Here is a 23071-nt window from a genome sequence, read left to right as displayed (position 1 = left end):
GGCCAACAGCATGCTCGCGAAGGGCAGCGGCCCCATCCCGGCAAGGGCCAGGACGCGGACGTCACCCAACGGACCCATGTGGCCGACTCAGCCGATGCGCTCGAAGACGGCTGTCAGGCCCTGACCGCCGCCGATGCACATCGTCTCGAGCCCATAGCGACCCTCCCGCCGCTCGAGCTCGCGCAGCATCGTGGTCAGGATTCGGACGCCCGTCGCACCGACGGGATGGCCCAGCGAGATGCCCGAGCCGTTGACGTTGACGCGATCGAAGTCCGACTCCTGCAGGCCCCAGGCGGTCGTGCACGCAAGCGCCTGGGCGGCGAAGGCCTCGTTCAGCTCGATGAGGTCCATGTCCGCCAGACTCAGGCCGCAGCGAGCGAGTGCCTTCTCGGTCGACGGCACCGGACCGATGCCCATGCGGTGCGGCTCGACGCCGGCTGCCGCCCAGGAAACGATGCGACCCAGCGGCCGAAGCCCTAGGCGCTCCGCCTGCTCGGGCGTGGTCACGATGCACGCTGCTGCTCCGTCGTTCTGGCCGCTGGCGTTGCCCGCGGTGACGGTCGCCTCGGCGTCCAACTTGAGCCGGACGGGCCTCAGGGCTGCGAGCGACTCGAGCGTGACATCGTCACGCGGATGCTCGTCGGTGTCGACGACCACCTCTCCGCGACGGGTGCGCACGGTGACAGGGACGATCTCCTCGGCGAAGCGGCCGTCGCGCTGGGCCGCGATCGCTCGAGCATGCGAGCGCTCGGCGAATCGGTCCTGGTCCTCACGACTGATGGAGTACTCGCGACGCAGATTCTCGGCCGTCTCGAGCATGCCCCCCGCGATCGGGTAGTTCTTGCCGCCCGACGTTATGCGGCCCCGCGCGATGCGGTCCCACATCGGCGTCGAGTCACCGCGATAGCCGAACCTGCCGCCGAGCGCGTAGTGCTCGGCCTGGCTCATGCTCTCTGCGCCGCCGGCGATGACGAGGTCGCAGGCTCCCGTCTGCACGCGCATCGCCGCATCGAGAACCGCCTGCAGGCCCGAACCGCACCGCCGGTCCAGCTGCTGGCCGGGTACCGAGACCGGGAAGCCGGCGTCCAGCGCCGCGATCCGTCCGATCGCGGGCGCCTCCCCATTGGGGTAGCACTGACCGAAGATCACGTCGTCCACCTGGGCCGGGTCGATGCCGGACCGGTCCACCAGCCCGTTCAGGACCGTGGCCGCCAGATCGGCAGCCGGCACATCCTTGAAGACGCCGCCGTACTTGCCGACCGGGGTCCGCAAGGGCTCGCAGATCACTGCCTCACGCATGTCGTTCTCTCCATCGTTGTTCTGGATGCTTCGATCAGATGCCGCGGCCGCCGGCGACCTCGAGGACCACGCCATTGACGTAGGACGCCAGCGGGGACGCCAAGAACAGCACCGCGTTCGCCACCTCGACGGGATCTCCCGCGCGGCCCATCGGGACCTCGGCCTCCTTGGCGGCGAAGATCTCCGGCTTCATCGAGAGCGTCATCTCCGTGCTGACCAGTCCCGGCTGCACCGCGTTGACCCGTACGTTGGACGGTCCCAACTCCTTCGCCGCGGCCTTGGTCAGGCCGATCAGACCGGCCTTGGCAGCGCTGTAGTTGGTCTGACCGGGATTGCCGATCTTGCCTGACAGCGAGGACATGTTGATGATCGCGCCACTCTTCTGCTCGCGGAACAGCGAACTGACCGCGCGGGTGCCGAGCCAGGCCCCCTTGAGGCTGACGTCGAGTACCGCGTCGAAGTCGGCGACGCTCATTTTGGCCATGTACCGGTCGCGCGTGATGCCGGCGTTGTTGACGAGGACGTCGATCCGACCAAACGTGTCGAGCGTCGACTGCACGAGGGCGTTCTGCTCCTCCTCGCTCGTCACGTCGCACCTGATCCCGAGGACCTCGTGGCCCGCAGCCTTGCGCTCGGCCACCACGGCGTCGATCTTGTCTGCGTCGACATCGACGAGCACGACCCGGGCGCCGTGGACGAGAAAGGTGTCCGCGATGGCCAGGCCGATGCCTTGCGCGGCCCCGGTCACGATCGCGACCTGGCCCTCAAGCAGTCGCTGCTGATTCTGGTACGTCATCATCGCGTCCTCAGTACGACTTCGGGAGGCCGAGAACCTTGTCGCTTACGTAGTTCAGGATCATCGCCTGGGAGATCGGCGCGATCTTGAGCAGTCGCGACTCACGCCACAGACGTTCGACGTGGTACTCCTTCGCGTACGAGTAGCCACCGAGGGTCTGCATGGCGCGGTCGCAGGCCTCGAAACCGGCCTCGGCACCGAGGAACTTGGCGGCGTTCGCCTCCGGCCCGCAGGGCTCGTGATTGTCGAACATCTGCGCCGCTTTCATCGAGAGCTCCTCGGCCGCCAGCAAGCGGATCCAGGAGTCAGCCAGCGGATGCGCGATGGACTGGTTCTTGCCGATCGGACGGTCGAAGATCACCCGGTCCTTGGCGTACTGGGTCGCGATGTCGAGCGCCCGACGGCCAAGACCGATCTGCTCGAGCGCGACACAGATGCGCTCAGGGTTCAGTCCGTCGAGCAGGTAGTAGAAGCCCTTGCCGACCTCGCCCACGACGTCCTCGTCCGGGATCTCGAGGTTGTCGATGAACAGTTCGTTTGAATCGATGCACGACCGCCCGAGCTTGTCGATCTCGCGCACGGTGATGCGCTCGCGGTCGAGGTCGGTGAAGAACAGCGTCATGCCGGCAAAGGGCTTCTCGGGGTCACGTGGAGACGTCCGGGCCAGCAACAGGATGCGCTGGGCGTTCTGGGCATTGGTAATCCAGACCTTCTTGCCGTTGACGACCCACTTGTCGCCCACACGCTCGGCTCGGGTGGACGTGCGCGACGTGTCGACGCCCGCATCGGGCTCGGTGACGCCGAACGCCATCAGCAGCTCGCCGGCGGCGACCTTTGGGAGGTACTTCTTCTTCATCTCCTCCGAGCCGTGACGGATGACCGGGCCCGGCGGGAAGATGTAGAAGTGGATCGCGGAGGCGCCGCCGGTTCCACCGGAGTACCCGATCTCGTGCAGCATGACCGCGGACTCCGTCAGGCCAAGCCCCAGGCCGCCGTACTCCTGCGGGATCATCGCGCCGAGCCAGCCGCCGTCCGCGAAGGCCTTGACGAACTCCCACGGGTACTCGTGGTTCTTGTCCTTGTCACGCCAGTACTCGAGATCGAACTTCCCGGCGATGTCACGAGTCGCCTTGCGGATCAGTTCGAGGTCGCCTGCGTCGCTGGTCATCGGTCTCCTGCTTCCTGGATGGTGGGGATGTGTTCAAGAGGCGTGGTCGGCTCGAGTGCCGACATGTCGCCTGGGGGGTCGCCGAGGTGCCGGGCCCGGATGGCGCGGCGCATGATCTTGCCGTTCTTGGTCTTGGGTAGTGACCGGACGACGTGCAGCGTCGGGGCGAACGAGCGTCCGACATGGTGCAGCGCGGTGGCCCGCACGTCCTCGAGGTCGGCGCCTTCTCGCACGACGGCGAAGGCCACGACGCGCTGTCCGCGCATCTCGTCGGGCACGCCGACCACGGCGGCCTCGAGAATGCGACTGTCGCTCAGCAGGGCAGCCTCGATCTCGGCCGGACCGACCCGTCGACCCGAGACCTTGATCGTGTCGTCCGACCGTCCGTGCAACTGCCAGCTGCCGTCGGGGTGGACCTCTGCGAGATCGCCATGGACCCACACCTCGGGCCAGCGGTCCCAGTACGTCTTGAGGTAGCGCTCGCGGTCCTGCCAGAAGGCGTGGGTCATGCCCGGCCAGGTGTTGAGGACCGACAGCTCACCGACCTGGCCGACGACCGGACGGCCGTCCTGGTCGAGCACTGCGACGTCCATGCCCGGCAGCGGCCCGTTGAAGCCCGCCGCGGCCATGGGCAGGAAGGGGTAGCCGACGAGAATGCCGCCGCCTGTCTCGGTTCCGCCGCTGTAGTTGACGATGGGCCGGGTGCCGTCGCCGACCTCGGTGAACAGCCAATGCCACGTCGGGGCGTCCCAGCCCTCTCCGGTGGAGGCGAAGGACCGGATGGAGGAGATCTCGTGCTTCGGCAGCGCGCCCTCGTTCATGAGCAGCCGTGCGGCTGTCGGCGCGATGCCTTGGAACGTCACCTCATTGCGCTCGGCGATCTCCCACAGGCGCTGGGGATCGGGGTGGTGGGGCAGGCCCTCGACGAGCACGATCGTGGCACCGAACTGCAGACCACCCATGATCAGCAGCGGTCCGAGCATCCAGCCCATGTCGGCAATCCAGGCGATGACGTCGTCCTCGTGGATGTCGAAGCCGTAGGCGAAGTCGACGGCAGCCTTCACCGAGAACCCCGCGTGCGAGTGGACGATGCCCTTGGGGGCCCCGGTGGTGCCCGAGGTGTAGATGATCGTCAGCGGGTCGTTGCTGTCCATCGCGACGGTCTCGACGGGGCTCGGCTCCTGGTCGAGGTCGTGCCAGTAGACGTCGCGCCCCGACTGCATCGGCACGTCCTCGCCCGAGTGGGCGACGACGATCGACAGCTCGACTGAGGGCGCCGACGCGAGGGCCTCGTCGGCCACGCTCTTCATCGCGACCGGCTTGCCCCGGCGGGTGGTGCCGTCGACGGTGACCAGGACCTTCGCCTCCGAGTCGCGCAGCCGCGTGGCCAGCGCCTCCGGCCCATAACCCGTGAACGCCGGCACCACGATTGCGCCGATCGCGGCTGCGCCGAGGTACGCCACGACGGCCTCCGGCAGGACCGGGAGGAAGAGGACGACCCGATCGCCGCGGTGCACCCCGCGAGACGCGAGGTTCGCGGCGAACCGGCGCACCTCGACGTCCAGCTCGCGATAGGTCAGCGAGCGGCACTGTCCGCCGTCGCCCTCGAAGACCACCGCGGCCTTGTCGGCCAGTGGCCCGGTCGCGTGGCGGTGAGAGCACAGGTCGGCGGCGTTCAGCCGGCCACCGACGAACCAGCGCGGGAACGGCACTCCGGCCGACTCGTCCTTGACCCGGGAGAAGGGCGCACTGAAGTCGATCCTCAGATCCTCGACGACGGCACGCCAGAACCACTCAGGGTCGTCGATGGACGCGGCGTGCAGTGACTCAACGCTGTCGTGGCCCCACCGCTGCATCGCGGTCAGCAGTCGACTGCGTTCACGCTGCTGTGCGCTCGGCACCCACACGGGCGTGGCCGGATCGGCGAACAGGCCGGGTCCTCTCATCGACTTCTCCTCTCTCGGTGCTGGGAATGGACTCAGGACTCGGCGAGTGCCGTCTTCTTGAACATCAGACCGGCGCGGGTGCAGTCGCACACGACGTCGCCGTTCTGCTTGATCCCGAAGTGACGGAAGGTGACGATGCCGACGTTGGGGCGGCTCTTGGACTCGCGGCGATCCACGATCTCGGTGCGCACACGAACGGTGTCCCCGTGGAAGAGCGGCTTGGGGAACTGGACATCGGAGAAGCCCAGGTTGCCCATCGTCGTGCCCTGCGTGGTGTCCTGCATCGAGATGCCGGTGACCAGTCCCAGCGTGTAAAGGCTGTTGACGATTTGCTGTCCGTAGATGCTCTCCTTCGCGTACTCCGCGTCGATGTGCAGCGGGGCCAGGTTGAGCGTCATGGCGCAGAACGTCATGTTGTCGGCTTCGGTGACCGTGCGTCGGGTCTGGTGCTCGATGACCAGACCGGGCTCGAGCTCCTCGAAGTAGAGGCCGGGCATGGGCGTTCTCCTCAGTTCTTTCGGAGCGTGTTGGCGTACGCGAGGACCTCGCGTGCGGTCTTGACGTGCGCGTAGTCGATGTGCATGCCCTCGTAGAGGACCGCGGCGACACCGCGAGCCTCGGCCTCCTCGAAGGTCGCGATCATGCCCTTGAAGAACTCGATCTCGAAGTCGGAGGGACTGAAGACCTCGTTGGCGATCTCGATGTGCGACGGATGGATGAGCACCTGACCGCGGAAGCCGAGCTCGCGATTCTTGATCGCGAAGTTGCGGGCGCCCTCGGGGTCGGCGAGGTCCTGCCAGATCCCCACGAGCGGGAAGTCCAGGCCGGCCGCGCGGCACGCCAGGACGGCGCGGCTGCGCAGGTACAGCGTCTCCTCGCCACCGGGGGTGAACGTGAAGCCGATCGAGCGCGAGACGTCCGCGTCCCGTGCGGTGCCGGCAAAAAGGGTCGCCATCCGCGGCGAGGCCTTCGCGATCTCCTCGCAGGCGGCATACGACTCCGCAGTCTCGAGGTTCGCGATGAACTCGATGGTGCCGGGCTCGACGCCGTTCTTGGCCTCGAAATGCGTGACGAGGGCGTCGTACGTGATGATGTCGTCGCGCCCCATCAGCTTGGGCAGCGCGAAGCCCGTGAGACCGGGCTTGGCGACGGCCTCGATGTCGTCACCGGTGAGCCCGGTATCGAGCGGGTTGAGCCGCACGTAGACCGAGACGTCCGAGCCGTTCTCGTGCAGGCGCTTGATGGACCGAGCAACCTCGGCGCGCCCCTCGGCCTTCAGGTCGTTGGGGACGGAGTCCTCGAGATCGAGGATGAGGCCGTCAGCCCCCTTGGCGATGGCCTTCTCCACCCACGTCCCACGATGTCCGGGCACGAAGAGCAATGAGCGAACTGGTTTCACACGAACCTCCTGTTTCGAACATCATATATTTTGTTCAGATATTTGCAAGCACAATCTTTCATCCCGCCACGCCGCTCAAGTCCCAGCGATGCGGGCGGGGCGGAAGGCCCACGTGGCTCCTGCCATGAGGACTGCCGTCGCGCCGAAAGCGATCCGGTCGGACCACAGGTCTGCGAGCGAGCCGACGAACAGTGCGGTGATGGGCCGGGCTCCGACCAGGCCGATCATCCACATCGCCATGACCCTGCCCCTTAGCTCGTTGGGGATGCGCAGTTGCAGGAGCGTGTTCACACCGGCCATGGCAAGCGTGAAGCCAGCGCCCGCGACGGCGAAGGCGACGTGCGCCAGGGCGGAGGACTGAACCACCGCACACCCAGCGGCAGCGGCGGTGAGCAGCCAGAACCCGACGCACGCAGTGCGCGCGTGTGGCAGCCGCGACTCCCCCACGAAGGACAGGACCAGACCCAAGGCCGCCCCGACGCCGAAGCTCGCGCTCATCGAACCCACCAGGGCCGCTCCCCCGCCGAACCCGTCGGCGTAGGTCGGGGCGAGGATGAAGACCGGCTCGGAACCGAACCCGATGAAAGTCACCGCGAGGAGCAGCCGCAGCAAGAGTCGGTCGTCGTGCAGGACGTACGCCCACGCGGCACGCACCTGACCCGCCGATGATCGCGGCAGGCGCGGTCCGCCAGGCGGTCGAACTGCCAGCACGAAGATCGCGAAGACCGCATGGCCGGCCGCGGCCCACCACAGCGCAACGACCGCACCCGACGACGCGAACACATAGGCACCCAGGGCAGGCCCGGCGACTCGCGCGACGGAGACCGGCACCGTGTTGAGGGACATCGCCACCGGCAGCTCGGAGCGCGCGACGAGTTGCGGGACGAGCGAGTTCATCGCCGCACCACCGATGGCGAGCCCCGTTCCCGCCACCCAGCAGGCAGCGCACATCACCGCGATCGCCTTCCATCCGGCAAGGTCGGACGTCGCGGTCCACACGGCCAGGGCCCCAACCGACGCAGCACTGACCAACCGTCCGGCGATGATCTGGTGCGTGGCCCAACCACGGTCCGCGGCGGCCCCGCTCCAGGGCCCCACCAGGACCTGCGGAGCAAACAGGGCGGCGTTGACGAGGCCGACAGCGAACGCGGAGCCTGTCGCCTCGAAGGCCATCAGGCTGGTCACCAGGGTCTGGATCGTCACTCCGGCGAATCCGAACAGCTTGCCCCAGAAGACACTGGCGAAATCGGGGTCGACCAGGAGACGTGCCGCGTTTCTCGGTCGTTTCTCGAAGCGGGCCAGCGAAGGCACGCTGCGGACTCCGCTCACTTCCGCGACGAAGGCCGCGTCGTCAGTCACATATTTGATATATCACGCATGGCTGCCCCTGCGGTCCACCTGGACGAGGCGCGATACGTGATATATCATGCACTGACTTACCCGTGGCAGAAAGGTCGTCATGCAGCACAAGCCCTTGGCAGGAGTGCGAGTCCTCGAGTTCGGCGGCTACATCTCCGGCCCCTACGCCACGTCCTTCCTCTCGTCCCTCGGGGCGGATGTCATCAAGGTGGAGCGTCCTGTCGTCGGAGATGACTTTCGTCGGGGCATGAATGCCGAGAGTCCTTATTTCCGCCAGTACAACACCGGCAAGCGAAGCCTCGCCGTGGACCTGAAGCAGCCTGAGGCCATCGAACTGGTCAAGGCCCTGGTGACGCGATCTGACGTCGTGCTCGAGAACCTGCGCCCGGGCAAGATGGACGCGCTCGGTCTCGGCCGCGACGACCTCGTGTCGTTGCGACGCGACTTGGTCTACATGTCTGTCACCGGCTTCGGTCCGGGCGGCGATCTGGCTGGCCGGCCCGCGTACGACATGATCGGACAGGCGTTCGGCGGTCTCGTCCACACCTTGAGCGACCGCGAGAACGCGCGGCTGACGGGCACGTGCATGGCGGACCTCATCACCGGCCTGACCGCGGCCACCGGTATCCTCGCGGCGCTCGTCGGGCGAGGGGCGACCGGCCAGCCGGTGCATGTGGAGACCTCCATCGCGGAGGCCGTGTCGACGCTCACCGCGGATGCGGTCACTCAGTTCTTCGACACGGGAACGGCCCCCACCCGGCAGAGCCGTCACCCCCAGGCCCAGAACTTCTGCCTCAAGACTGCGAGCGACGAGTTCGTGGTGCTGCACCTCAGCTCATCGCAGAAGTTCTGGGAGTCCCTCGTGACGGCGATGGACCGCCCGGAACTGCTCTCGGACTCTCGTTTCACCACGTACCCCGATCGCGAGCGCCACTATTTCGACCTCGAAACGATACTCGAGGGCGAGTTCATGATGCGCACCGCCGACGAGTGGGAGAAGCTGCTCATCGCTCACGATGTCCCGTTTGCCCCTGTCTTGAGCGTCGAGGCCTACCGCGACCACCCGCAGGTGCAGTGGCTGGGCGTCTTCGAGCCCGAGCGCGATGGGCTGGCGCTGACCCGAGCCCCGTGGCGGTTCGAGGGACAGCGGCCCACCCGGCCCGGAACAGCGCCCCTCGTTGGCGAGCACTCCCGCGAGATCGCCTCAGAGGTCCTCGCTGGCGAGCGGGTCGAGCAGCTGCTTGCGTCCGGCGTGCTCTACGCATCCTGACGTCGCGCCACGACGCCCAGGCAACTACACCCGCTGCGCTAAGCCACCTCCCAGGGCTAGTCGCTGATAAAATCCATTCAACACAAAGTTTTAATGGAGGCAGCACCATGGCTGAAACCGCAGCATCGGGGCCCCCCGTGCGCGCCCCCCGGCGTCAGCAGTTACCCGAGGAGGTCGCCGCCTACGTGCGCGAACTCATCATCTCCGGTGAGGTGAAGCCGGGCGAATTCCTCCGGATCGAGCCGATCGCAGAGGCCGTCGGCGTGAGCAACACCCCGGTGCGCGAAGGACTTCTCTCGCTGCGCAGCCAAGGATTCGTGCGCCTGGCACCCCGGCGCGGATTCATGGTGGCGCCGTTCAGCGAGCAGGACGTCAAGGACTTGTTCTGGGCACAGTCCCAGCTGGCCGGCGAGCTGGCCAGCCGAGCCGCCGAGAAGATCTCCCCCGACACGATCAAGCGCCTGGAGGAGAACCTCGAGCGCTACACCGCGGCTGTGGACTCCCATGACGAGCGGGCCGTCGCCGACCTTGGCCACCAGTTCCACCGCGAGATCAACCTGGCCTCAGATTCGCACAGGCTGGCGCTGCTGCTCGGCTCCGTCGTGCGCCACCTCCCGAACCGCTTCTACGCCAACATCGAGGGACGCGTCGGGGACACCCAGGACGACCACCCCGCCATCCTGGCGGCGCTGCGCGACCGCGACGGCGACCACGCACGCGAGATCATGGAGAGCCACATCCAGCGCGGCGGCGAGCGCTTGATCCACACGCTCAACGAGCGCGGCGTCTGGTCCTGACCCCCTGGCGTGAACGACACGCTCCCGATCGCCCGGGAGACGGACGAGTTCGCTGATGCGCCTCGCGGGTCGGGCATCACTCACGACCGACGAGATCGACCTCGAGGATCCAGTGCAGCGGATCACCGGGCCCACGCTCACTCCACACGTGGGTGGGTGACAGCGCCAGCTCTTGGCCCTCCACCTCGCGCTTCCAGTCGTACGTCACGACGCGTGCGCCGATGCGCCACGCCCCATTGCGGCGCTCGAACCGGTCGAGGTACCGCAGTCCGATCCAGAGGTCGGCCGGCCCGCGCTCGACGGTGCCTGCGATCCGGTGGTAGGCCATCGCGTAGGTCTCCACCCGTGCCAGGTCCCCGTCCGCCTGCACCTCAATCAGAGTGTTGGCCAGGTAGTGGACGGTCCGTTCGAACTCGCCGAGTCTGCCCTCGACCCAGACCATGAAATCGTCGCGACTCCCCCGAAACGTGCCATGCCAGTCCTGGGCATCGGGCCAGTAACACTCACGAACCGCATCCAAGTCTAGTCGATCCACGCCGCGGGCATAGACGCGCAGGACTCGTTCGATCTCCCGTTCAGCCGCCCACGTCTCGAATGTCGGATCGGTCATGTTGCACTCCTTTCCCGGGCACACCACGAGAGAACGCGGCATTGCCGAGGCCATAGATGAGATATATTATGTTCGAACCATCACGCGAACAAGGAGCATCACGTGGATCTCGGCATTAAGGGCAAACGAGCGGTGGTGATCGGCGGCAGTTCCGGACTGGGCCTCGCGGCGAGTCGCTCACTGGCCGCCGAGGGGGTCGACCTGGTGCTCTTTGCACGCAACCCGGAGAACCTGGACGAGGCGAAGGCCTCGCTGGTGACCGAGCACGGCACCGACGTATACACGGTCGCCGGAGACATCACCGATCCGGACGACGTCCGCAGGCTCCGGGACGAGATCGCCCGAACGGGAGGCGTGGACATCCTGGTCCTGAACACACCACGTCCCCCCAGCCCCATGCGCGACTTCCTCGACGAGAACGAGGACGAGCGTTGGGACGCGGCATACCGGGACCAGCTGCAGGCTGCCCTTTCCGTGTTGCGGACGATCACGCCACTGATGCTCGATCGAGGCTGGGGTCGCATCATCGGCATCACCTCCGCATCGGTGAAGCAGCCGATGCCGCGCCACGCGCTCTCCTCGATCTTCCGCGCCGGGGTGCAGACGGCACTCAAGCACCTCGTCGCCGAGGTCGGCCCGCACGGCGTGACGGTCAACACCATCGCCCCGGCCACGGTCATGACGCCGACGTTCGAGAAGTTCCACAACCTCGAGCGGCGCATCCAAGGGACCGCGCTCAAGCGCCATGGGCTTCCCGAGGAGCTCGGCGGGACCGTGGCCTTCCTCGCATCGCAGCAGGCCGGCTACATCACCGGCGAGCTCATCCAACTCGATGGCGGAATGACGGTCTCCCTGGTCTGAGCGCGCTCACGCCGGCACCCACGCCAAAGGCCCGACAGCATCAGCTGTCGGGCCTTCGTCGTTCAGCGACCCACTCACTGACAAGGGCCCGGACCACCGTGGTCCGAGCCCTTGTCGTGTGTCTCGAGGACGGTCAGCGCACCATCTTGATCTGACCCTCGGACTCATACTCCTGCGGCCAGACGACATCCAGGCCGAGCTCCTTGTTGATTCGGGCGATCGGCACGACCAGACCCTGGTTCTCACCGGACTCGTCGTAGTCCATGCCACCGAGGAAGCCGTAGAACGGGTACGGCGAGTCCTTCGGAGCGTCGAACTTGACCGCGCGCAGGGCCTTCGTCAGCTTGTCAGGATCGGTGCTCTTCGCCTCAGCGAGGGCGTTGGCGATCTGCGTCACCACGGTCATCCCGATCACGGCGTTGCCCTCAGCCGAGTCCTTGTACTCGGCTTGGAAGTCCGCGGCGAGCTTGTTGACCTCCGGCGTGAAGACGTCACTGTTCATCGCCGCGGTGTAGGCGCTGGCCATCCAGCCTTCAGCGACGTCGCCCGACGCCCGACGGAAGGAGTCCGTCGCGACGGGGGCCTGGGTGAACAGGAACCCGTCCTTCGGACGCCACGACTGCGCGTCGATGGCCTGGGCGAAGAGCGCCTGGTCGTTCAGGTACTGGTAGCCGACGACCATGTCGACGTCCTGCGACTTGAGCTTCGCGACCGTCGGTGCGAAATCCTTCACCTGAGCCGGGTCGTAGTCGATCTCGGTGGTCTCGATGCCGAGGCCCTCGAGGCCCTTCTTGAAGACCGAGGCGACCTGAGGGCCGGGAACGGTCGAGATCGTGAGGATGCCGACCTTGTCGAGGTCCTTCAGGCTTCCGTCCGCCACCTTCGCCTTGATCATGTCGACGGCGGCCTCGGTGGCCGTCGCCGAGACGGACACGGCGCGGAAGATGTTCTTGCCCTGGGTGTCGGCGGTGATGCTGGGGTCGATCGAGGAGATGATCGTCGGGATCTTGATCTTGGTGATCAGTGCCTTGTTGGCGATGACCTCAGCGCTCGGCGACGGACCGGCCAGTGCGACCGCGCCTTCGCGCTCGAGCTCGCGGATGATCTTGCCTGTGGTGGCCGGGTCGCTCTTCGTGTCTTTGGTGACGAGCTTGAGCTTGCGACCGCCCAGCTCCTTGATGCCGCCAGCCTCGTTGATCGCGTCCACGACGATCTGGGCGCCCTTCGACTGCGGAACGCCGTATCCGGCTGCCGCACCGGTCAGTGGCATCGGGTTGCCGATGATGATCTCCTCGGAGGAATCGTCATCGGAACCGCTACCCCCACATGCGGCGAGCGTGGAAAGCGCAAGTGTCGCCGCCGCACCCAGGGCAACGCGCCGAGCGAGCGTGCGGCGCTGCGTCGTGGCCCCCGCCGGTGTGTGAGTCTTGATCACGATTCTCCTCCTAGAAGATCTGCTTTCGGCGGGTCAGAACGACCAGTCCGTGTGACGAGAATAACGCACGATATATTATGAGTAAACATTATCCGCGAAATTGTGTGTTGCAGGTCACGGCACCCGCCCTCGGGCCGGCGTGAGCGGCGCCACAGGAGGGCGACATCATGGCTGACTACGACTTGGTGATACTCGGCAGCGGAGCTGGCGGGCTGGTCGCCGCGCTGGCCGCCGCCAGGAGCGGGCTCAAGCCTCTCGTCATCGAGAAGCGAAGCATCCTCGGAGGGTCCACCGCGGTAAGCAGTGGCGTCGTGTGGCTCCCGAACAACGCCTTGCTGGCGAAGGCGGGGGTGCACGACTCCCCCGAGCTCGCCCGCACCTATTTCGACTCCCTCGTCGACGACAGTGTTCCGTGGACGTCGCGAGCTCGTCAGGGTGCCTTCTTGGACGCGTCTCCCCGGGTGTACGACCTACTGGAGGAGCAGGGCATCGGGATGCGCTTTCGCACCGATGGGTACCCGGACTACTACAGCCAGCGTCCGGGTGGCCTCGTGGGAGGGCGCTCGATCGAGCCCCAGGGCGTCCCGAGCTCCAGCCTGAGCGCCTGGTTGGATCGCCTTCCCCCGTACCTCTACCCCGTCGTCGCCTACGGCAGCGAGATGCCGTTCCTCAAGCTCGGCTTCCGCACTTGGAAGGGCCGGTTCACCCTGCTCCGCACGGTGCTGCGAACCATTCGGTCGAAGATTCCGGGGCAGGGTACGGTCACGATGGGGCGTAGCCTCGTCGGACAGCTGCTGGTCGCACTGGAGCGACACGGCGTCGAGATCTGGACGGAGACGGAGGTCGAGGACCTCGTCCATACCAACGGAGTCGTCAGCGGAGTCGTGGGCACGCGTGCGGGCCAGCCGTTCGAGCTCGCCGCGCGAGCGGTGCTGCTGGCCACCGGTGGCTTCGGCAAGAACGACGAGATGCGCCGCAAGTACTCCCCCGCACCCGTCGCGAGTCAATGGAGCGCCGCGCAGGACGGCGACACCGGCGGCGGCATCCTGCTGGCTCAGAAGCATGGAGCCGCCCTTGCCGAGATGGACGAGGCCTGGTGGGAGCCGTCGGTGGTCCTACCCAACGGCACCCCGGTCATCGCGGTCGCCGAGCGCTTCCTGCCCCATTCCTTCATGGTCGATGGGACGGGTCAGCGCTACATGAACGAGGCTGCGCCCTACGTCGAGGCCGGACAGGCCATGTTGCGACGCGATCAGGACAGCCCGGCCGTCCCGAGCTGGCTCGTCTTCGACTCGCGCTACCGCAATCGGTACGTCTTCCTGACGATGCCACCCCGCTACTTCCCCCGCTCGTGGTACCGCGAGGGAGTGGTCACCAAGGCCGCAGACCTCACGACGCTGGCCGCCAAGTGCGGCATCGACCCGACGAACCTGACGGCCACGGCCGAGCGCTTCAACGGCTTTGCGCGCGCCGGACACGATGATGACTTCGGCCGCGGCAGCACGGCGTACTCCGACTACTACGGCGACCCCCGTCATACCCCGAACCCGTCGCTCGGAACGGTCGAGGAAGGCCCGTTCTATGCAGTTCCGATCTACCCCGGCGACGTGGGCACCTGCGGCGGCATCGTCACCGATGAGTACGGTCGCGCACTCCGCGAGGACGGTTCGATCATCGAGGGCCTGTACGCCGCCGGCAACGCCGCCGCGCCGGTCTTCGGCGCCGGCTACCCCGGTGCCGGCGCCTCCATCGCCCACGCGATGGCGTTCGGCATGCTGACCGCCGAGCACGTGGCGGCGCACTGAGACACCTGAGAACAACGAGGAAGGGCCCGGGCCATCGGCCCGGGCCCTTCCTCGCTTCGCCGAGACCTCAGCGGGGAACTTCACCTGCGTTCACCAGGTGAGCGATCGCGCGCACCGCGCGAAGGGGTTCCGCGAACGTGGGCACGCCGGCCTCGAGCAGGTCGAGGCGCGGCTGTCCCGAACCTCCGGTCCAGACCATGACAAACGGCTTGCTCGTTGCGGCGTGGTGCTTCACGCAGATGTCCACGAGCGCCTTGCCGGCCTTGTCGGAGTTGCCCAGGACCACGAGCACGACGTCGGTCTCATCGGTGTCGCAGGCGATCTGTAGGCTCCGGTCCAGGATGCTCGGATCGTTGATGAGCGCCCCGGTCAGGTCGATCGGGTTGGCAGTCGACGCGAAGAAGGGCAGGAACGAGCCGACCTCCGTGCGCGTCTCGTCGACCCACGGGTCGATGCGCAGGCCGAGGTCGACCGCCGCGTCGGTCGAGAGAGCTCCGGCGCCGCCGCTCTGGGTGACGATGCTGACCCGACGCCCCGGGGCGCGACGACCGCCGGCGAAGACCAGCGCCAGGTCGGCCATCTGCTCCATGCTCTCGGCTCGGATGGCACCGTGCCGCTCGAGGACCTCGTTGAACAGGGCGTCGTCGCCTCCACGGCTGCCAGTGTGGGCTCCGATCGCCCGCTCGCCGGACGCGGTACGGCCTGCCTTCAACAACACCAGCGGCTTGCCTGCCGCCTTGGCCCGGGACGCCAATCGGTCGAGACCATCGGGGTCCGTGAAGCCCTCGAGGTGCCCCAGCAGGACGTCGACGTCCTCGCGATCCACCAACGCGTCGAGCAGCTCCACGACAGAGATGTCGACCTGGTTCCCCGTGTTGGCGAAGTACCGGACGCCCAGACCGAGTGCGGTCATCGTCGTGTAGGTGAACGTGCCGACGGCCCCGCTCTGCGCCACCAGCGCGATCGGCGAGTCCGGAAGGGCCCCCGGCGCGTCGAAGGCCGTGGAGAAGGTGGCGAACGCCTTGGATGGCAGCGCGAACGAGCCCAGGCCGTTCGGCCCCAACACCCGCATGCCTGACGTGCGCGCCGCCTCCGCGATGCGCTCCTGGTCCCTCACGCCGACGCCACCGGGGGCCTCGGAGAAGCCCGAGGCGAAGATGATCGCCGCGCCCACGCCGGCCGCGGCGCACTCCTCCACCGCACCCGGCACCTTGTCGGCCGGGACGACGATGACGGCCAGGTCGACCGGGCCGGGGACATCGGCGACCGTGGCATACGCCTTGACGCCCTGGACCACGTCCCGGCGCGGATTAACGGCGAAGACGTCCCCACCGAAGCCGAGTTTGTTCAGGTAGTCCAGCGGCCGCCCCGAGAGCTTGTCCGGATCGGACGACGCCCCGTAGACCACGATGCTTCGCGGTTCGAAGACGAGGTCACCGAGCGCTCGGCTCACGAGTGGACCTCACCTGAGAACTTCGGCGCCCGCCGCTCACGGTGCGACGCGACGCCCTCGACGACGTCGCTGCCGCCGAAGCCGAGGAACTCCAGGCCCAGAGACGTGTCGAAGATGGGTCCGGCCTGGCGGTACCACTGATTGAGCGAGTACTTCGTCCAGCGGATCGACTCCTGCGCGCCCTCGCTTAGGCCCTGAGCGATCTCTCGCGCGGTCTCCAGCAACTCCTCCTTGGGCACCGACAACGACACCAGGCCGGCCTGCTCAGCGGCCTGGCCCGAGATCTCCTTGCACGTCAGCAGGAGGTACTTCGCCTTCGGGATGCCACAGAAGAGCGCCCACACGACGGCGTGGTCACCAGCGGCGACGCCAAGCCGCGTGTGGCCGTCGATGATTCGGGCGTCATGCGCCGCGATCGAGATGTCGGCCATCAGCGCGACGACGAGGCCGGCGCCGACGGCGGGACCGTGGATTGCGGAGATGATCGGCTTCGAGCAGTTCACGATGTTGTAGAAGAGGTCACGCGACTCACGCATGATCCTCATGCGGAACCCGTAGTCCTCGATCTGACGATCGATCAGGTCGAAGTCGCCCCCTGCCGAGAAGGCCTTGCCCTCACCTCGGACGATGACGGCGCGAACGTCAGGATCACGGTCGATGATCGGCCAGATGGCGGGGATCTCGGAGTGGGTCTCCGTGTCCACCGAGTTGAGGTTCGGCCCGTCGAAGATCACCTCGAGCACACCGGGCTGGTTGTTCTCGAACTTCAGCCGCTTGAACTGCTGCTGGTACTTCTCGATCACGTGAGCTTCCTTTCACGCGCCGGGCCCTGGCTCCGGCGGACGACCCGAGTCCACGCGGCGGCGCAAACCCGTACTTCAAATATTGTGTATGATATCCCCAATATGATCCCTCCCGCCACCCCGTATCTCGCTGATCGCCCACTCGCCGGCGTGCGCGTCGTGGAGTGCTCGAGCTTCGTGGCCGGTCCGTCAGGCTGCATGACGCTGGCCATGCTGGGCGCCGACATCGTGAAGGTCGATCCGATCGAAGGTCCTGCGGACATCAACCGGTGGCCCGTGTCCAAGCGCACCGGCCGCAGCCTCTTCTGGAACTCCCTCAACCGGGGCAAGCGGTCGGTCACCGTCGACCTTCGATCGCCCGAGGGGCGCGAACTGGTCCTCGCGCTCGCGACGCGACCCGGACCCGATTCCGGCGTCGTCGTGGACAACGCGGTGGGACGCCCCTGGCTGACGTACGCCGAGCTGGCCAACCGCCGTTCGGACATGATCCAGGTGCACATCCAGGGCTACAACGATGGCCGGCCCGCAGTCGACTACACGGTGAACCCGGAGATCGGCGTTCCCGGCATGACGGGACCCGTCGGCTCGGCCGATCCCGTCAACCACGTCGTGCCCGCGTGGGACATGCTGACGGGAATGACGGCGGTGACCGGACTGCTGGCGGCACTGCGCAAGCGCGACCGCACCGGGGAGGGCGCCCACCTGTCGATCGCCCTGGCCGACGTGGCGCTGTCGGCGGTCGCCTCGATGGGCTGGGCCGCCGAAGCCGTGGAGCAGGGAGACCGCCCCCGGTACGGCAACCATCTCTACGGCAGTTTCGGGGTGGATTTCCAGACCCAGGACCACCACCGCGTCATGGTCGTGGCCCTGACGGTCAGGCAATGGCGCAATCTGGTCGAGGTGACGGGCACCGGCCGAGTCTTCAGCGCCCTGGAGGAAGCAGCCGAGGTCGACCTCTCCCTCGAGACCGACCGATTCCGGATGCGTGAGACGATCGCCGCCGTGATGAGGCCCTGGTTCGCAGCCCGATCGGTGGACGAGGTCACCCGAGAGCTCGACGACGCCCAAGTGCTGTGGAGTCGCTACCGGACCATGTCCGAGAAGGTCGCCGAGCTCCTCCAGGACCCGGACCGCAGCGTGGTGACCGAGTTCGAACAGCCTGGGATCGGCACGATGACCACGGCCCGCTCACCGGTCAAGCTGGACGGCGAGTGGATCGACCCCCGGCCCGCACCGACCCTCGGGCAGGACACGGATGTCGTCCTCGCGGAGTTGTTGGGACTGACCACCGCCGAGATCGGCTCACTCCACGCTCGCGGCGTCGTGGCGGGGGTGGCATGAGCGCCGGGCGCGGTCCGCGCCGCGCCGTGCTCTGCGTACCCGCGACCGAGCCGCGCAAGATCGCAAAGGCCTACGCGGCGCCGGCCGACGAGGTCGTGGTCGACCTCGAGGACGCGGTGTCCGTCGACCAGAAGGGCGCCGCCAGGGCCGAGATCGCCCGGCTCGGCATCCGGGAGCACGGCTTGCTCGCCGTGCGGGTGAACGCCGTCGGGACCCCCTGGCACGAGGCCGACGTCGAGTCCTGTGTGACCAACCCGGCCATCGGCTCAATCGTGGTCCCGAAGGCCGAGGACCCCGAGGCGATCCGCGCCCTGGCCCGGTCGCTGGGTGACCTCGAGGAACGCCACGGACGCGGCGAGCCCCTGCTGATCCAGGAACTGCTCGAGTCACCGGCCGGCGTGCATCGGGCGGTCGACCTCGCGGTCGCGACGGAACGCGTGTGCGCGCTCATCCTCGGCTACGCCGACCTCTCGGCCTCGATGGGCCGCCGGGTGGAGTCGTCCTGGCAGTTCGCCCAGGACGCACTCCTGCTCGCGGCCGGGATCGCCGGCGTTCAGGCCATCGACGGCCCGGCGCTCACGATCGCCGCGGACGCCGCCCTCGAGGAGGCCGTCCTGCTAGCCGAGGGCCTCGGCTTCGATGGCAAGTGGGTGATCCATCCCGCGCAGGTCTCGACCGTGCAGCACGGCTTCACGCCGACCACGCAGGAGCGCGAGGAGGCGACCGAGATCCTCACCGCGATGCAGGCTGCGACTGACGAAGGACGTGGCGCGGTCCAATGGCGCGGCAGGATGCTCGACGAGGCGGTGGCCGTCCGCGCGCGCCGCATCCTGGGCCGAGGAGACCAAGCCGGAGGTACCGCATGAGTGACAGACCCGAGGGACCCTACTTCGACGACCTCGGCGTCGGCCAGACGTTCGACGCCCCGTCACTGACCCTTACGAGCGGGCGTGCCGCCACCCACCAGGCGATCCTCGGAGGTCGGCTGCAGCTGTCGCTCGATGAGCGACTGAGCACTGACGTGGCCGGACGAGTCCTCGCGGACCCGGGGCTCGTCACCGACGTGGCCATCGGCCAGTCCACGGCCGTCACCCGCCGCGTGGTGGCCAATCTCTTCTACCGGGGACTGGCGTTCCACCGTCTGCCCGCCATCGGCGACACCTTGCACACGACGACGACGGTGGTCGGACTGCGCCAGAACGCCAGCAGGCCGACAGGCCTCGCGGCGCTCCGCATCACCACGCGCGACCATCTCGATCGCCTCGTCCTGGACTTCTGGCGGTGCGCGATGCTCCCACTGAGCTCGCCCGACGTCGCCACCTGCCACCAGGACGATCTGTCCGCCATCGGTTCGAGTCCGGACCCGAACGGACTGCTCGCCCAGGTGTCGAGGTGGAACCTAGATGCTTGGCCGGCGCCGACCGGGCCCGACGTCGTTCCAGGTGCGGTGTGGGATCTCACGGCAGGTGACGTCGTGACGAGCGCTCCGGAGCTCGCCCGGCTGACGCTCAACCTGGCTCACGTCCACCACGACCGGTTCAGCCAGCCGAACGGACGGCTCGTCTACGGAGGACACGCGATCGGTATCGCCTCCGCGCAGGTGAGCCGAACGCTCCCCCAACTGGCCACCGTCGCCGGGTGGCACGGGTGCGACCACACCGGACCCGTGCGCGAGGGCGACACGCTCGTCTCGCGGATCGAGGTCGAGCAGATCACGAACCTCGACGGCGGGCTCCGCCTGGCCGACCTGCGCGTCCGGGTCCGCACGCGAGGCCCCGAAGAGCGCGACGTCCTCGATTGGCGCCCCATCGTGATCCTTCGCTGAAGGCACGAGCAAGCATCCACGTTTTCACCCGATCCCAGCCCCGACGCGAAGGAGACGCGCATGTCGAGCACGACAGCGACCTCGAGCAGCCCACACTCACCTGCCGCAGGCCCCGACGAGTGGGCCGACCTGGTTCACGACGGCGCGTGCTTCATTGCCGGCAGCTGGGTCCACGGCCATGGCCCGGCGTCCCCGACGTTCAACCCCTCCAACGGACTCGTCCTGGCCGCACCGGCAGCCTCCGATGAGCGGCAGGTGGAGGAAGCGGCTCGCGCAGCGCGCCACGCCTTCGACAAAGGCGAGTGGTCGCGCCTCGGACCGGCCGAACGCTCGGCCCTGCTCTTCCGCCTCGCAGATCTGCTCGAACGCGACCGGGACCGCCTGGTCCGACTCGTGGCGTCGGAGGTCGGCACACCGATCAGCTCCGCGGCACAGATCCAGGTCGACGGCCCCATCGCCTACTTCCGCTGGTTCGCAGAAGCGGCGGCCCGCGGCCCTGAGTGGGGCGGCTACGAGCGCAGCCTGCCCCTGCATCACGACCCGATCACCTCGTCGAGCATCCTCGTGCGTCATCCGGCGGGCGTGGTGGCGGCATTGACCTCCTACAACTTCCCCATCCAGTTGTGCGCGTGGAAGCTCGGACCGGCTCTCGCGTCGGGATGCTCGGTGGTTCTGGCGCCCTCTCCCAAGGCGATCCTGAGCACCGTGGCATTCGTTCGACTCGCGGAGGAGGCGGGCTTCCCACCAGGTGCTGTGAACCTCGTCTTCGGCGGCCCGACCGTGGCCGAGGCGGTCTGCACAGCCCCCGAGGTCGACATGATCACGTTCACCGGCTCTCCGCAGGTGGGGAGCAGGATTATGCAACTGGCTGCGCCGGACCTGAAAAAGGTCGTCCTCGAACTCGGCGGCAAGTCGCCGAACATCGTCCTGCCGGGGGCGGACGTGGGCCTCACCATCGCCAGTTCCTGCCAGCGCTTCACGATGAACAACGGCCAGGCGTGTGGCGCGACGACGCGCGCGTTCGTGCCCACGTCGGTGTTCGACGAGTACGTCGAGCGCTCCGTGGCCTATCTCGATTCGATGGTCGTGGGCGACGCCCTCGACCCGGCGACGGGGGTGGGGCCGTTGATCACCCAGGAGCACCTCGTGGGCGTCGAGGGATACCTGGAGCGCGCGGTACAGGGCGGCGGGACCATCGTCACCGGCGGCCGCAGGCCCCAGGCGCTCGACGATGGCTACTTCCTGCAGCCGACCCTCGTGACCGGCTTGGGCAACGACGCCGAGATCGCCCAGGAGGAGCTCTTCGCGCCGGTGGTCACCGTCATGCCCTACGAGAGCGTGGACGAGGTCGTTCGACTGGCGAACGCGTCGCGCTTCGCCCTGAACGCCAACATCTGGGGGCCGACCGCGGAGGCACTCGGCGTCGCGCGCCGACTGCGGTCGGGCACGGTCACGGTCAACGGTGGTGGCGGCCGGCGCCAGGACGCGCCGTGGGGCGGACCGGGCCACAGCGGGGTCGGCCGCGACTGCGGCGAGGAGGGCTTCCTGGAGTTCTTCGAGACCCAGCACGTGCAATGGCCACTCTGAGGTGACACATGAGGAAGGGGGCGTCCCATCGGGGCGCCCCCTTCCTGTGCCGTGCGCCAGCCCTGAGACGACGCGACAACGGCCGGCCGGTGATGCGGCTCCCTGAGGGGAGCTGCACCGCCGACCGGCCGTCGTGCGTGATCTCAGGTGTGGTCGTGCTTCACGACGCCACGCAGGATCCGACCCTCCCGAACGTCGTCGTAGCCCTGCGCCACCTCGTCGACCGAGTACTGCTTCGTGATGAGCTCGTCGATCTTGAGGTGACCCTCGTCGTACAGCCGGGCGAGGCGCGGGATGTCGTAGTGCGAACTGCAGCCGCCGAGCAACGACCCGCGGATCGTGATGTCGTTGAAGGACACGGCGTTGCCCGGGACCTGCACGTTGATGTCAGTCGCGTCGTCGGCGGTGCCGGTCAGGACGTACCGGCCACTCTTGCCCAGCGCAGCGAAGGACGCCGAGACGATCTCGGTCGTGAGCACGCCGACGGTCTCGATGACGACGTCCGCACCCGTGCCCATCGAGAGGCTTCGAGCGAGCTCGGACGCCTCGTCGATCGACGTCGCCTTGTGGGTCGCGCCGAGCTTGAGCGCCAGGTCGGTCTTCCACTCGACCGGGTCCACGGCGATCACGTGGCTGGCACCGGAGAACGCGGCACCCTGGACGGCGTTGATGCCGATGCCCCCGATGCCGACGACCATGACGGTGTCGCCGGGTCGAACTTCGCCCAGGTACTCCGCCGAGCCCCACCCGGTAGGGATGCCGCAGCTGAGCAGCGACGCGGGCTCCAGGGGGAACCACTCGGGGATCTTGATGCACGAGTTCTCACCCACCACGACGTGGTCGGCGAAGGAGCCCACGATGCAGAAGCCGCCGATCGGGTCTCCGTCGAGCGTGTAACGGTAGGTGCCGTCCTGCATCATGCCGGTCAGGGTGTTGGCGGTGAGGTCGCACATGCGGCTGCGTCCGCTGGCGCAGAACTTGCACACGCCGCACTGCGGGACGACGCCGAGGATGACATGGTCACCCTCCTTCAGACGCGTGACACCAGCACCGACACCGACGACGACACCCGAGCCCTCGTGACCGCCGATCAGCGGATAGCGGCCGCCGTGGTTGCCGTGGCGGCGGTGCTCGTCGGAGCGGCACATGCCCGCGTACTCCACGCGAACGAGTACCTCACCGGCCTTCGGCGGGTCGAGCTCGAGCGTCACCGGAGTCCAGTCGGCGTTCGCCTTGGTCAGAACAGATGCACGAACCTGCACGGTTCGACCCTCCTTGTGTTGTCATCCACACCCCGAGAGTGCCCCGGGTCACATT

General features: G+C 67.6%; 20 protein-coding genes. 8 read left to right on the top strand and 12 right to left on the bottom strand.

Features of this window, described 5'->3' with window-relative positions; translation table 11 throughout:
- Positions 1 to 87 precede the first annotated feature (87 nt).
- The 7 genes from GL325_RS09195 to GL325_RS09165 all read right to left on the bottom strand — a co-directional run bounded on the left by GL325_RS09195 (position 88) and on the right by GL325_RS09165 (position 7967).
- Entirely contained in the window at positions 88 to 1299 is a 1212-nt protein-coding gene (locus GL325_RS09195) for an acetyl-CoA C-acetyltransferase (RefSeq protein WP_187769334.1), read from the bottom strand.
- Between the two features lie 34 nt (positions 1300 to 1333).
- Positions 1334 to 2095, bottom strand: coding sequence for a 3-oxoacyl-ACP reductase FabG (fabG, locus tag GL325_RS09190; protein WP_187769333.1), 762 nt, complete (start codon positions 2093 to 2095; stop codon positions 1334 to 1336).
- 10 nt (positions 2096 to 2105) lie between these two features.
- On the bottom strand, positions 2106 to 3263 hold the full coding sequence (locus tag GL325_RS09185) for an acyl-CoA dehydrogenase family protein (RefSeq protein ID WP_187769332.1): 1158 nt from the start codon (positions 3261 to 3263) through the stop codon (positions 2106 to 2108).
- Complete coding sequence (locus tag GL325_RS09180) at positions 3260 to 5209, bottom strand: AMP-binding protein (protein ID WP_187769331.1); 1950 nt, start codon at positions 5207 to 5209, stop codon at positions 3260 to 3262. The genes GL325_RS09185 and GL325_RS09180 overlap by 4 nt, the downstream gene beginning before the upstream one ends.
- A 32-nt stretch (positions 5210 to 5241) precedes the next feature.
- A complete protein-coding gene (locus GL325_RS09175; RefSeq protein WP_187769330.1) occupies positions 5242 to 5706 on the bottom strand; it encodes a MaoC family dehydratase in 465 nt (154 codons plus the stop codon).
- An 11-nt stretch (positions 5707 to 5717) separates the two neighbouring features.
- Positions 5718 to 6608, bottom strand: a complete 891-nt coding sequence (locus tag GL325_RS09170) for a CoA ester lyase (RefSeq protein ID WP_187769329.1) — start codon at positions 6606 to 6608, stop codon at positions 5718 to 5720.
- A 75-nt stretch (positions 6609 to 6683) separates the two neighbouring features.
- Positions 6684 to 7967 carry an MFS transporter gene (locus GL325_RS09165; protein WP_187769328.1) on the bottom strand — a complete coding sequence of 428 codons (1284 nt, stop codon included), beginning with the start codon at positions 7965 to 7967 and terminating at the stop codon, positions 6684 to 6686.
- Between the two features lie 100 nt (positions 7968 to 8067).
- On the opposite strand from GL325_RS09165, the gene GL325_RS09160 reads away from it, so the two are divergent.
- Together GL325_RS09160 and GL325_RS09155 are read left to right on the top strand one after the other, a co-directional pair.
- Positions 8068 to 9237 (top strand): CaiB/BaiF CoA-transferase family protein, encoded by a 1170-nt coding sequence (locus GL325_RS09160; protein WP_187769327.1) that lies wholly within the window; start codon positions 8068 to 8070, stop codon positions 9235 to 9237.
- Positions 9238 to 9344: 107 nt separating this feature from the next.
- A complete protein-coding gene (locus GL325_RS09155) occupies positions 9345 to 10034 on the top strand; it encodes a GntR family transcriptional regulator (protein ID WP_187769326.1) in 690 nt (229 codons plus the stop codon).
- Positions 10035 to 10110: 76 nt separating this feature from the next.
- On the opposite strand, the gene GL325_RS09150 is transcribed toward GL325_RS09155, so the two are convergent.
- Positions 10111 to 10644, bottom strand: coding sequence for a nuclear transport factor 2 family protein (locus GL325_RS09150; RefSeq protein ID WP_187769325.1), 534 nt, complete (start codon positions 10642 to 10644; stop codon positions 10111 to 10113).
- Positions 10645 to 10746: 102 nt separating this feature from the next.
- Between GL325_RS09150 and GL325_RS09145 the strand changes: the two genes are divergently transcribed.
- On the top strand, positions 10747 to 11505 hold the full coding sequence (locus GL325_RS09145; protein ID WP_187769324.1) for an SDR family oxidoreductase: 759 nt from the start codon (positions 10747 to 10749) through the stop codon (positions 11503 to 11505).
- A gap of 133 nt (positions 11506 to 11638) precedes the next feature.
- On the opposite strand, the gene GL325_RS09140 is transcribed toward GL325_RS09145, so the two are convergent.
- The gene (locus tag GL325_RS09140; RefSeq protein WP_187769323.1) at positions 11639 to 12940 is read right to left on the bottom strand and encodes an ABC transporter substrate-binding protein; all 1302 of its coding nucleotides are present in this window, start codon (positions 12938 to 12940) and stop codon (positions 11639 to 11641) included.
- Between the two features lie 167 nt (positions 12941 to 13107).
- Here GL325_RS09140 and GL325_RS09135 point away from each other — a divergent pair, with 167 nt between their 5' ends.
- Positions 13108 to 14745, top strand: a complete 1638-nt coding sequence (locus GL325_RS09135; protein WP_187769322.1) for an FAD-dependent oxidoreductase — start codon at positions 13108 to 13110, stop codon at positions 14743 to 14745.
- A 67-nt stretch (positions 14746 to 14812) separates the two neighbouring features.
- On the opposite strand, the gene GL325_RS15975 is transcribed toward GL325_RS09135, so the two are convergent.
- Positions 14813 to 16198: an acetate--CoA ligase family protein gene (locus GL325_RS15975; RefSeq protein ID WP_187769321.1), complete on the bottom strand. Its 1386-nt coding sequence runs from the start codon at positions 16196 to 16198 to the stop codon at positions 14813 to 14815.
- Entirely contained in the window at positions 16195 to 17001 is an 807-nt protein-coding gene (locus GL325_RS09125; protein ID WP_223111086.1) for an enoyl-CoA hydratase/isomerase family protein, read from the bottom strand. The genes GL325_RS15975 and GL325_RS09125 overlap by 4 nt, the downstream gene beginning before the upstream one ends.
- A gap of 102 nt (positions 17002 to 17103) precedes the next feature.
- Between GL325_RS09125 and GL325_RS09120 the strand changes: the two genes are divergently transcribed.
- The 4 genes from GL325_RS09120 to GL325_RS09105 are packed head-to-tail and all read left to right on the top strand — an operon-like array spanning position 17104 to position 21754.
- The gene (locus tag GL325_RS09120) at positions 17104 to 18342 is read left to right on the top strand and encodes a CoA transferase (protein WP_187769320.1); all 1239 of its coding nucleotides are present in this window, start codon (positions 17104 to 17106) and stop codon (positions 18340 to 18342) included.
- Complete coding sequence (locus GL325_RS09115; RefSeq protein ID WP_187769319.1) at positions 18339 to 19208, top strand: CoA ester lyase; 870 nt, start codon at positions 18339 to 18341, stop codon at positions 19206 to 19208. The genes GL325_RS09120 and GL325_RS09115 overlap by 4 nt, the downstream gene beginning before the upstream one ends.
- Positions 19205 to 20167, top strand: a complete 963-nt coding sequence (locus GL325_RS09110; RefSeq protein ID WP_187769318.1) for a MaoC family dehydratase — start codon at positions 19205 to 19207, stop codon at positions 20165 to 20167. The genes GL325_RS09115 and GL325_RS09110 overlap by 4 nt, the downstream gene beginning before the upstream one ends.
- Positions 20168 to 20227: 60 nt before the next feature.
- The gene (locus GL325_RS09105; RefSeq protein ID WP_187769317.1) at positions 20228 to 21754 is read left to right on the top strand and encodes an aldehyde dehydrogenase; all 1527 of its coding nucleotides are present in this window, start codon (positions 20228 to 20230) and stop codon (positions 21752 to 21754) included.
- A 143-nt stretch (positions 21755 to 21897) separates the two neighbouring features.
- Here GL325_RS09105 and GL325_RS09100 read toward each other — a convergent pair whose 3' ends face one another.
- Complete coding sequence (locus GL325_RS09100) at positions 21898 to 23016, bottom strand: NDMA-dependent alcohol dehydrogenase (RefSeq protein WP_187769316.1); 1119 nt, start codon at positions 23014 to 23016, stop codon at positions 21898 to 21900.
- Between the last annotated feature and the right edge of the window lie 55 nt (positions 23017 to 23071).

Origin of the sequence: Aeromicrobium sp. 636 (genome assembly GCF_024433585.1) — a bacterium.
Classification (GTDB): Bacteria; Actinomycetota; Actinomycetes; order Propionibacteriales; family Nocardioidaceae; genus Aeromicrobium; species Aeromicrobium senzhongii.
Note: the sequence above shows the minus strand (reverse complement) of the source record. Positions and strands in the feature narration are given on the sequence as shown.